The following is an 11,208-nucleotide window of genomic DNA, read 5'->3' as shown; positions in this document are numbered from 1 at the left end:
TAAACAATGACGTTATATCATTTTATAGGAATTAAAGGGTCAGGTATGAGTGCGCTCGCACATATCCTTTTTGATATGGGACATGAAGTTCAAGGGTCGGATATCGAGAAAGAATTTTTCACGGAAATTGCACTGCGCGATAAAGGCATTACGATTGTGCCGTTCGCTGCTGACAATATTAAAGAAGGGATGACGATCATAGCCGGTAATGCTTTCGGTGATGACCACCCTGAAATTGTGCGGGCGAAGATGCTGAATCTTGAGTTCTATCGTTACCATGACTTTTTAGGGTCATTCATGCATCAGTACACTTCTATTGCGGTCACAGGCTCTCACGGCAAGACATCAACGACCGGTCTGTTATCTCATGTGATGAACGGAGATAAGAAGACGTCTTATTTAATCGGTGATGGTACAGGCATGGGACTTCCGGACAGTGAGTACTTTGCATTTGAAGCATGCGAATACCGCCGGCACTTCCTGAGTTATTCACCGGACTACGCCATTATTACGAACGTTGATTTTGACCATCCGGATTATTTCGCCAGCATGAGCGATGTGTTCAATGCGTTCCAGGAGATGAGCCGTAAAGTCAAAAAAGGCATCATTGCTTGCGGCGACGACAAAAATCTGCGCGACCTGCAGGTGACGATTCCGATTTATTACTATGGTACAGAAGAGCATAATGATGTCAGAGCCGAAAATATCATCTCTACAGCGTCCGGAACGACATTCGATGTTATAATTGACGGCAAGTTTATTGGCAGCTTTAAGACACCGATGTTCGGTGACCATCAAGTGTTAAACGCCCTGGCAGTGATTACGGTCTGCCATCTTGAGCAGCTCGATGTTCAGAACATTAAAGACGCGCTTGAAACTTTCGGTGGCGTTAAACGCCGCTTCACCGAGAAGAAGAAAGACAATCAAGTATTGATCGATGACTATGCGCATCATCCAAAAGAAATCAGTGCGACTATTGACTCAGCTCGCAAAAAATATGACGGCAGAACAATTGTTGCAGTGTTCCAGCCGCATACATTCTCGCGTACTGAAACGTTTCTAGAAGATTTCGCTGACAGCCTGAAAGCAGCGGACAAAGTATTCCTCTGTGATATATTCGGTTCGGCACGCGAAACGGCCGGGAACTTGACAATCAATGATCTTGCCGTACTGATTCCAGGAGCAGAGCTGATCAGTGAAGATAATGTTGACGTTTTAAAGCGCTATATTAATGACGTTGTTATCTTTATGGGTGCCGGAGATATTCAAAAAATCCAGAAAGCCTACGAAAATCTGTTGCAATAGTTCAAATATGTTTTAAACTATAATTGCAGGGTAAAATGAGGTAGTAAAATATAGATAGGAAATAGGAGGGGTTATATATGGAATGGATACTTCCAATCGCCGGTATCATCGCGGCACTGGCATTCTTAATTCTATGTATCGGTATCGTAGTCGTATTATTATCAGTTAAGAAAAACCTTGATCATGTCGCTAGAACTTTAGACGGCGTTGAAGGTCAGATTCAAGGGATTACACGCGAGACTACGGACTTATTACATAAGACGAACCGTCTTGCTGAAGATGTCCAGGACAAATCAGCACGCTTAAATACGGTAGTAGATGCAGTCAAAGGAGTCGGTGGTTCTGTACAGAACTTGAACAGCTCTGTAGACCGGGTAACAAACTCTGTGACTCATAACATCGCTAACAACCAGGAAAACATCGCACAAGTTGTTAAATGGTCAAATGTAGTGATGGAAGTGCTGGATAAATGGCAGATGAGAAAACAGCGTCGTAACAGCGTCAACTTTGCTGACCAGCCAGTCTACAAAGAAGCAGCAAGTACGGCATACAATGAAGATACTGCTCATAATGGAAATGTCGACATTGTAAAAGTTAAAGCAGGATTAGATAAAAATTCTGACTTAAAATAATATTTGACGTTTAACCGTCGTATAAGTGGGAATATACTAAACTATAACAAGTTAAGTATATTCCCATTTTAATTAGGAGGTCATTATAATGACAAACACAAATAACAAAGACTTAACAAGTACTAACTTCGGTAAAGACAACGAGAACAAATTCGACACAGCATCAAACGTAAACACTTTTGACAAAAACAACAATTTTGACAAAAACAACACATTAGACACAAACACAAAAACGACGTTTGACAAAGACAACAATTTCAATTCTTACGACAAAGTCAACACTTATGACAACGGTGTCAATGAATATCCGAACAACACTTACAACCGTTCATTAAGTGCCAACACTTTAAAAGAATATGAAGTGAAAAATACGAATTACTCTACACGTGACTTTGCTTTAGGTTTCACTGTAGGTGTTTCTCTTGGAACATTACTCGGTCTGTTATTTGCGCCTAAGAAAGATGACAAACGCGGCTATGACAATGCAGACTACAAAGGTTCTTACTTAAAAGGCAATCAGTACAAAGAAGACAACAAGCCTTCTGCAGTTGATCAGTTAAAAGACAAAGCAGCTGAAATCAAAGACAAAGCAGCGGACAAAGTTGCTGAAGTTAAAGACAAAGCACAGGATACTCAAAACAAAACAAACACAAAAAATGACAACCAGGCGACAGGCTACAATGAAGCGACAAGTCATGTGACAACTAAAGTTGAAACAGATACTGACGCTTTAGCAGCACAGCGCCGCGCAATCAAAGATGAAGTTAACGATAATTCTTTGAAAGAACCCATTGCAGTTGTTGATAAAGATTTAAACACAAACAAAACAACTTCTAAGTCAAACAATTCAACTAAAGTTAATCCAAACACTAAAGTGGATACAACTAAAACAGATTTCAAACCTGGTAACACAAACAACAAAAATAACAAAAAATAAGCGTATCTTTCAAAAGATGCATATACTTGTGATATTATAGTAGGGTGAATTCTCACCCTGCTTTTTTTTATGGGAAGAATAATTTGAAGTTAATGAGGTGTATCGAATGTCTGAATTGAACCAGTTAAGAGAACGCATCGAAGAGATCAATGTGGCTATATTAGAACTGCTGTCTGAGCGCGGAGAAATTGCGAAACAGATTGGTCAGGAGAAACGTAAAGCCGGTACGATGATTTATGATCCTATGCGTGAAAAAGAAATGATCAATAAATTACAGGACTTAAATCAAGGGCCTTACGATGATAATGTCATTAAACAGCTATTCAAAGAAATCTTTAAAGCATCGACTGAGCTGCAGAAATCTGAAAATGAGAAGCATCTCTATGTATCTAGAAAGCTGAAAGCTGAAGATACGGTCGTGAAAACTGCTAATGGCGGTGTCATCGGCGGAGATGAGAAAATCTTCGTCTTCGGACCATGTTCTGTTGAATCTTATGACCAAGTAGAGCAGGTAGCAAAAAGTCTGGTTGAAAAAGGACAGAAATTTATTCGGGGAGGCGCATTTAAGCCTCGTACATCTCCATATGATTTCCAGGGACTCGGTGTTGAAGGTCTTAAAATATTGAAAGAGATCAATCAAAAATATGACCTTGCAGTAATATCGGAAGTCGTCGATCCCCATCACTTTGAACTGGCTGACCAATACATCGATGTATTCCAGATCGGTGCCCGCAATATGCATAATTTTGAGCTGCTGAAAGAGGCAGGCCGCGCCAACAAGCCTGTACTGCTGAAACGTGGTCTGTCAGCGACGATTGAAGAGCTGATTTATGCAGCGGAATACATTCATGCCAGTGGTAACAGCAATATCATCATCTGTGAGCGCGGCATCCGTACATACGAAAAAGCGACAAGAAATACACTGGACATCTCTGCCGTGCCGATCTTAAAGCAAGGTACCCATTTACCGGTGCTGGTCGATGTGACGCATTCTACAGGGCGGAAAGATATTATGCTGCCGGTCGCTAAAGCTGCACTTGCCGTCGGAGCAGACGGTGTCATGGCAGAAGTGCATCCGGATCCATCGGTTGCGCTGAGCGATGCAGGACAGCAGATGGACTTAAACGAGTTCGATGCATTCTATGATGAAATTGAACGGACAAGAAAACAATATCGCTAGAAATTATTATGAAAACTTCATGAAAACGTGTTAGAATAGTATGGAAAACGATTACAGGAGGAAACTATGACAGTCACCATTTATGACGTTGCAAGAGAAGCTAAAGTTTCAATGGCAACTGTATCACGTGTAGTGAACGGTAATCCTAATGTGAAGCCTGCTACACGCGACCGCGTCAATGAAGTCATCAAACGATTGAACTATCGTCCGAATGCTGTCGCAAGGGGACTTGCCAGCAAAAAAACGACAACAGTCGGTGTGATTATTCCTGATATTTCGAACATCTACTATTCTGAGCTTGCCCGCGGGCTTGAAGATATTGCAACGATGTATAAATATCAGACCATTATTTCAAATTCGGATAACGATCCGTTCAAAGAGCGGGAAATATTCAACAATCTGCTGAGCAAGCAGGTGGATGGTATTATCTTCCTTGGAGGTACGTTATCCAATGAAACAGCTGAACTGATTCAGACTTCTTCAGTTCCAGTTGTTGTATCAGGAACACAGGATAATGACAGTGCACTGCCGGCAGTCAATATCGACTATCATTCAGCAAGCCGTGAAATTACGGAAAAACTGCTGAAAGACGGTGCGCGTCAGTTCGCATTCGTCGGCGGCGGATATTCTGAGAAAGCACGGCATGACGTATTGTCAGGAATGACGGAAGTGCTGAAGGACAACGGGATTACGTTCAATGATGATGCTGTCTATGTCGGCAGCGAACAATATTTAGACGGTGAAAAAGCATTTGCGCAGCTGCAAGGATTAAAACCGGATGCTATTCTTTGTATCAGTGATGAACAGGCGATCGGACTTGTCCATGCCGCTCAGGATGCCGGTCTGAATATACCGGATGACCTGCAGATCGTCAGCTTCAACAATACGAGACTGGTGCAGATGGTACGTCCCAAGCTATCAAGCGTTATGCAGCCGTTATATGATATCGGTGCAGTAGGGATGAGACTGCTGACGAAATTCATGAATGATGAAGAAATAGAAGATAAACAGGTCGTTCTGCCGTATCACATCGATTATCGCGGCACGACAAAATAACACCTCAAAAAGCACACTTCAACAAACAAGTGTGCTTTTTTATTATGCGCTGGTTTTATTCATAATGCTGGATGACACGTTCAAGCGTCCGCCTGTTCTTCTCTGTAATCTCCACCCGGCGTGGAATGACTGTATAGTTTTCGCTGTCTGCATCCCACTTTGCCGGCAGAGTGACTTCAGTTTTCTTCTGCCATTTCTCGAGCCAGCTCTTTGGAAGATTACCTGAAGGCGCCGGGATGCCTTTCATGGCGAGCCAGATCTGACTCCAGGCGAGCGGGGCGACTTGAAAGATGTTGTAACCCCCGCCGCCAACTGCAATCCATTTACCGCCGCAGTAGTCATCAGCAAGCTGCTTGACGATTCTCGGGATCGCTTCGAACACGTGATGCGTGCAATGAAGATGAGTCAGGGGGTCAAGATAATGGGCGTCAGCACCATTCTGACTGATAATCACGTCAGGTTTAAAAAAACGGCAGGCGACTTCCACGCTTTCTTTAAAGCATTCAAGGAACGAGTCATCTTCAGTATAAGCATCTATCGGCAGGTTCATGCTGTATAAGTAGCCGTCTCCTTCGCCTTTCTCGTTAATACCGCCTGTACCGGGGAACAAGTATCTACCAGTCTCATGGATGGAATAAGTGAAGGCATCGTCGTCATTATAGAACGCCCACTGCACGCCGTCACCATGATGAGCATCCGTGTCGATATAAAGGACGCGGGCACCGTACTTCTGCTTCATATATTCAATCGCTACAGCACTGTCGTTATATATGCAGAAGCCGGACGCTCTGCCGCGGAAGCCGTGATGCAGACCGCCGCCGAGATTACAGGCAGTCGTGTCAGCCCCGGTCATGACAATATCACAGGCCGTCAATGTGCCGCCGACGAGCCAGGCACTGCTGTCATGCATACCGCTGAAGTTGGGCGTGTCGTTTGTATTAAGGCCGTAGCTGTCGCATTTCGCCTGGCTGAGCGTACCAAGCCCTGCCTGCTTGACGGCCTCCACGTAGTCGGCAGTATGAACCAGCTTCAGTTCATCGTCTGTTGCCTTTCTTGCCGGGACCATTTCGCTGTCATCAAGAAATTCAAGTGCCTGCAGCAGCTCAGTCGTCAGCACAAGCCGCATCTGATTAAACGGATGACTGTCTGAAAAGCGGTAGTTCAATAATTCCTCTGAATAAATGTATTTGCTCATAGGCCGCTGTTCTGCGGTGTTCTGACCGTGAACCCCGAGTTTGCCAGGTCGTTAATAATTTTTGTCGGATTTATCGACTGCATTCTGATCAGTACAAGCTTATAGCCTGGATTGGCCCGGTCCCGGTATACAAGAATACTTTCGATGCTGACTTTGTTTGTATTGAACACGCGTGTGACTTCGTGCATGATGCCTGCCTGATCCGGCACGGCGACTTCAATGGCAGAGCCGGGTATAGTGACACCGGTCAGTTCAAGGAATGTATTCAGCATGTCCTTCTGTGTGACGATGCCGATGCACTGCTTGTTTCTGATGACCGGGATGCTGCCGAGCTTCAGCTCATAGAAATCGACGGCAATGTCTTCCACGAAGTCAAGCGGGTGACATGTCGTGACATTTTTGTGCATGATGCGCGTGACGGGCATGGCGAGATGGGCGGCCGGATCTTCAGTGCCGAGAATCGACGGAAGTGCCAGGTTGATGTCGTGGTCTGTGACGATACCGAGCAGCTTCATATCATTATCGACGACAGGAAGATGTCTGATGTCTTGTGACGCCATCAGTTCCAGCGCCTGTTCAATAGTTCGCTCTTCATTGATTGTAAGGCATGGGCTTGTCATAATACGTTCTACCAGCATGTTGTTCCTCCTACATAAAGAATCGGTTCGTGAATCTGATCTTATCAAACTGGTCAATCTGTTCGTTCGTGATCCTGCTGCCGATACGCGCCATGAGGCAGTTGGCCGGATGGCTTGTGATTTCCGGGTCGTTTGTGGAGAAGACTTCAAGGCCGCCTGCTGCCATCATCTTCTGCATGATTTTCTTATAATCAAAGACATTGAGCTTCGTATTCTTTAAATCCCAGTGCCAGTAATACTCAGTCGTGATAATAATATAGTCCTCAACCTGGTCATCCCGCATGGACAGCTTCAGCATCTCCTTGCCGAGGCCGAGACTGCGGTAATGGAGTGACACTTCGATAGCACCGAGCTCCAGCAGAAAGGGCAGATTACCTTCACTCCAGCGTTCCAGTGGATCCGGATATAGATAGGTGGTATAGCCGATGATGTTATCCTTATCCCGGCAGATAATGATTCTTCCTTCAGGCAGGTCAGCGATTTCCCTGATGGCTTCAAACTGTTCCGGTGGTCTTCTGAAAGCGACAAGACCATCGTCAAACGTATAGCGGCTGAGTGTGTCGCCGGAGACGGGACCTTCTATAATGATATGCCTGTCGTGCCGATAGTGGTCATGCCGGTAATAAGTTTTAAGATGTTCCATGCATGGCTCCTTTTAAAATTCTAATTTTTTTGAAAAGTTTGTTTAATCTATTATATAATAATATTGTAGCATTGAAAACGTATACAAAGGGGATGTCATAATGAAGACAGAGATATATGAAGTAGAACCAGGGGATTATAATTTACAGGATTATGATGAGCGCTATAAAAACTTTGACTGGAAAGAAGTTGAAAAGGCATTCTCCTGGCACGAAACAGGGAAAGTCAATATGGGTTATGAATGTATTGACCGTCATGTAGACAGCGGCAGAGGTGATAAAGTCGCCCTTTACTATAAAGATGCTGAACGTAATGAATCATATACATTTGAAGAGATGAAGAGAAACTCCAACAAAGCAGCGAACGTCCTGAAAAATACGACGGATGTCGCTAAAGGAGACAGACTGTTCATCTTTATGCCGCGGTCACCTGAACTTTACTTTGTACTGCTTGGCGCCTTGAAGATCGGAGCCATTGTCGGGCCGTTATTTGAAGCATTCATGGAGAAAGCAGTCAAAGATAGACTGGAAAACAGTGAAGCGTCTGTCATTGTCACGACAAACAGTTTAGTCGGACGTATTCCGGTCGATGAGCTGCCGAATTTAAAGCATATTGTCATTGTCGATGATGAGGTGGCTGATCAGCATATTGACTTCAACAAAGCGTTTAAAGAGGCAGCGGACACTTTTGACATCGAGTGGCTCGATAAAGAAGACGGCTTGATTCTGCACTATACATCAGGTTCGACAGGGCAGCCCAAAGGCGTGCTGCACGTGCAGTATGCTATGGTGCAGCATTACATATCCGGGCAGTACGTTCTCGACTTGACAGAAGATGATATTTACTGGTGTACAGCTGACCCGGGCTGGGTGACAGGTACAAGCTACGGAATATTTGCACCTTGGCTGAACGGCGCGACGAATGTTATTGCAGGCGGCAGATTCTCGCCTGAAGGCTGGTACAGCACCATCGAAGAATTCAAAGTGACCGTCTGGTATTCAGCACCGACTGCCTTCCGCATGCTGATGGGTGCCGGAGATGAACTGAGCAAGAACTATGATCTGTCCAGTCTGCGTCACGTCCTGTCAGTCGGTGAACCATTGAATCCGGAAGTCATCAAATGGGGCTACAAAGTATTCGGCAAAAGAATTCATGACACATGGTGGATGACTGAGACAGGTGCCCATATGATCGTCAACTATCCGAGCATGGACATTAAATCCGGCTCCATGGGTAAACCGATTCCCGGTGTCGAAGCGGCCATTGTTGATAACGACGGCAATGTGCTGCCGCCGAACCGCATGGGTAACCTGGCGCTTAAAGAAGGATGGCCGTCTATGATGAGAGACATCTGGAACAACCGTCCGAAATATGAATCGTACTTCCTGCCGGGCGGCTGGTATATTTCCGGTGACTCTGCCTATATGGATGAAGACGGCTACTTCTGGTTCCAGGGACGTGTAGATGACGTCATCATGACAGCAGGCGAACGTGTCGGGCCGTTTGAAGTTGAATCCAAGCTTGTCGAGCATCCAGCCGTCGCTGAAGCAGGTGTAATCGGCAAGCCGGATCCAGTGCGCGGAGAAATCATCAAAGCATTTATTGCGCTCCGTGAAGGCTATGAACCGACGGATGAACTGAAAGAGGAGATTCGTGTCTTCGTCAAAAATGGTCTGGCAGCACATGCGGCGCCGCGAGAAATTGAATTCAAGGATAAGCTGCCGAAAACACGGTCAGGTAAAATCATGAGACGTGTGCTGAAAGCATGGGAGCTTGACCTGCCGACAGGTGATTTAAGCACGCTGGAAGATTGACAGCATAGAGCCTCTTGATATTCAAGGGGTTCTTGTGTATAAGAAGTGAGCACTGTTATTGTTTTTATGTACAGGTAGACAGTTCCTTCTTATTCAACTAAGATGAACTGGAAGACTTATACAAAGGGGAATGAAAATGACTGACTATTTATCTGATCTTGAAATTGCAAAGCGCTCGAAAATTCGTCCGATCAGCTCTATTGCTGAAGAAGCAGGAATTCCAGTCGGAGCGGTCGAACCTTACGGCTTCTACAAAGCGAAGATTGATACGACAAAAATTAAATCACAGCCGACAGGCAAAGTCGTGCTGGTCACTGCGATGAGCCCGACGCCTGCAGGTGAAGGTAAGTCCACGGTGACAGTAGGCTTAAGTGATGCCTTCAGACAGCTCGGTGATAATGTGATGGTCGCGCTGCGTGAGCCGTCTTTAGGACCTGTCTTCGGTATGAAGGGCGGGGCAACTGGGGGTGGTTACGCGCAGGTACTGCCGATGGAGGAAATCAACCTCCATTTCAATGGTGACCTGCATGCGATTACGACTGCTAACAATGCTTTAGCGGCATTCATCGACAATCATATTTATCAGGGTAATGCGCTGAACATTGATCCGCGCCGTATTTCGTGGAAACGCGTTCTTGATATGAACGACCGGGCGCTGCGGGAAGTAGTGATCGGTCTCGGCGGCCCGTTCAAAGGGGTGCCGCGTGAAGATGGCTTTGACATTACAGTGGCCAGCGAAATTATGGCGGTCTTCTGTCTGTCACGTGATATTCATGACTTAAAAGAAAACATCGCCAAAATGACAATCGGCTATACTTATGACAAGCAGCCGGTCACTGTCAAAGATTTAGGAGTGGAAGGCGCCCTGGCACTTATTTTGAAGGATGCCATCAAACCGAACTTAGTACAGACGATCGAAGGGACACCGGCACTCATTCACGGCGGCCCGTTTGCCAACATTGCCCACGGCTGCAATTCTATTATTGCGACGAACACAGCCCGGCGTCTGGCAGATGTAGTCGTCACTGAGAGCGGCTTCGGTTCTGACCTCGGTGCCGAGAAGTTTATGGACATTAAAGCGCGGCGAGCCGGTCTTGAGCCTGCAGCTATCGTTGTCGTAGCGACTATCCGCGCGCTGAAGATGCACGGCGGTGTACTGAAGGAGCAGCTGAAAGCAGAAGATGTTGAAGCGGTGAAACGCGGTATCGTCAATCTTGAGAAGCATCTGCAGAACTTACAGCAGTTCGGTGTGGAGCCCGTCGTTGCCCTGAATGCCTTTGTGACAGATACGGCAGAAGAAGTGCAGGCAGTCAAAGACTGGTGTGCTGACCGCAGCATTAAGATTGCGCTGACTGAAGTATGGGAAAAAGGCGGCGCGGGCGGCGTCGAGCTTGCACGGCTCGTCAAAGAAGTGATGGCTGACAAGCAGGATTTCCGGCCGCTCTATGAACTGGAACTGCCGGTGGAAGAGAAAATCCGCACAGTCGTCCAGAAGATTTACGGCGGAGATAACGTAGTGTTCTCTGACAGCGCGAAGAAGCAGCTGAAGACGATTAAAGATAACGGCTGGAATCATTATCCCGTCTGTATGGCGAAAACCCAGTATTCATTCACGGATGACCCAAAAAAACTCGGCCGTCCGACCGGCTTTGAAATCACGATCCGCGAGCTGATCCCGAAAACAGGTGCAGGCTTTATTGTTGCATTGACCGGTGATATTATGACGATGCCGGGACTGCCGAAGCAGCCGGCTGCGCTCAATATGGATATCGATGCTGACGGCCATGCAGTAGGGCTGTTCTAAATCCA

The 11,208-nt window shown here is 45.9% G+C and carries 10 protein-coding genes; 7 read left to right on the top strand and 3 right to left on the bottom strand.

Annotated features, from left to right (window positions below):
* Window positions 1-6: 6 nt before the first annotated feature.
* The 5 genes from murC to ccpA all read left to right on the top strand — a co-directional run bounded on the left by murC (window position 7) and on the right by ccpA (window position 5,110).
* Window positions 7-1,305 (top strand): UDP-N-acetylmuramate--L-alanine ligase, encoded by a 1,299-nt coding sequence (murC, locus tag KFV11_RS07975; RefSeq protein ID WP_254249651.1) that lies wholly within the window; start codon window positions 7-9, stop codon window positions 1,303-1,305.
* Between the two features lie 77 nt (window positions 1,306-1,382).
* The gene (locus KFV11_RS07970; RefSeq protein WP_149459505.1) at window positions 1,383-1,937 is read left to right on the top strand and encodes a DUF948 domain-containing protein; all 555 of its coding nucleotides are present in this window, start codon (window positions 1,383-1,385) and stop codon (window positions 1,935-1,937) included.
* A gap of 88 nt (window positions 1,938-2,025) precedes the next feature.
* Window positions 2,026-2,874 carry a YtxH domain-containing protein gene (locus KFV11_RS07965; RefSeq protein ID WP_149459506.1) on the top strand — a complete coding sequence of 283 codons (849 nt, stop codon included), beginning with the start codon at window positions 2,026-2,028 and terminating at the stop codon, window positions 2,872-2,874.
* 106 nt (window positions 2,875-2,980) lie between these two features.
* Window positions 2,981-4,054, top strand: a complete 1,074-nt coding sequence (locus KFV11_RS07960) for a bifunctional 3-deoxy-7-phosphoheptulonate synthase/chorismate mutase (protein ID WP_254249650.1) — start codon at window positions 2,981-2,983, stop codon at window positions 4,052-4,054.
* A 66-nt stretch (window positions 4,055-4,120) separates the two neighbouring features.
* The gene (ccpA, locus tag KFV11_RS07955) at window positions 4,121-5,110 is read left to right on the top strand and encodes a catabolite control protein A (RefSeq protein ID WP_254249649.1); all 990 of its coding nucleotides are present in this window, start codon (window positions 4,121-4,123) and stop codon (window positions 5,108-5,110) included.
* A gap of 55 nt (window positions 5,111-5,165) precedes the next feature.
* Here the strand turns inward: ccpA and KFV11_RS07950 are convergent, their stop codons facing one another.
* The 3 genes from KFV11_RS07950 to KFV11_RS07940 are packed head-to-tail and all read right to left on the bottom strand — an operon-like array spanning window position 5,166 to window position 7,586.
* Window positions 5,166-6,305 carry an acetoin utilization protein AcuC gene (locus KFV11_RS07950; RefSeq protein ID WP_149459509.1) on the bottom strand — a complete coding sequence of 380 codons (1,140 nt, stop codon included), beginning with the start codon at window positions 6,303-6,305 and terminating at the stop codon, window positions 5,166-5,168.
* Window positions 6,302-6,943, bottom strand: coding sequence for a CBS and ACT domain-containing protein (locus KFV11_RS07945; protein ID WP_254249648.1), 642 nt, complete (start codon window positions 6,941-6,943; stop codon window positions 6,302-6,304). Before KFV11_RS07945 ends, KFV11_RS07950 begins: the two co-directional genes overlap by 4 nt.
* Window positions 6,944-6,953: 10 nt before the next feature.
* On the bottom strand, window positions 6,954-7,586 hold the full coding sequence (locus tag KFV11_RS07940) for a GNAT family N-acetyltransferase (protein ID WP_254249647.1): 633 nt from the start codon (window positions 7,584-7,586) through the stop codon (window positions 6,954-6,956).
* 100 nt (window positions 7,587-7,686) lie between these two features.
* On the opposite strand from KFV11_RS07940, the gene acsA reads away from it, so the two are divergent.
* Window positions 7,687-9,399, top strand: a complete 1,713-nt coding sequence (gene acsA / locus KFV11_RS07935; RefSeq protein WP_254249646.1) for an acetate--CoA ligase — start codon at window positions 7,687-7,689, stop codon at window positions 9,397-9,399.
* Window positions 9,400-9,535: 136 nt separating this feature from the next.
* A complete protein-coding gene (locus KFV11_RS07930; RefSeq protein ID WP_254249645.1) occupies window positions 9,536-11,203 on the top strand; it encodes a formate--tetrahydrofolate ligase in 1,668 nt (555 codons plus the stop codon).
* Window positions 11,204-11,208 lie beyond the last annotated feature (5 nt).

This window comes from Macrococcus equipercicus, assembly GCF_024205945.1.
GTDB lineage: Bacteria > Bacillota > Bacilli > Staphylococcales > Staphylococcaceae > Macrococcus > Macrococcus equipercicus.
Note: the sequence above shows the minus strand (reverse complement) of the source record. Positions and strands in the feature narration are given on the sequence as shown.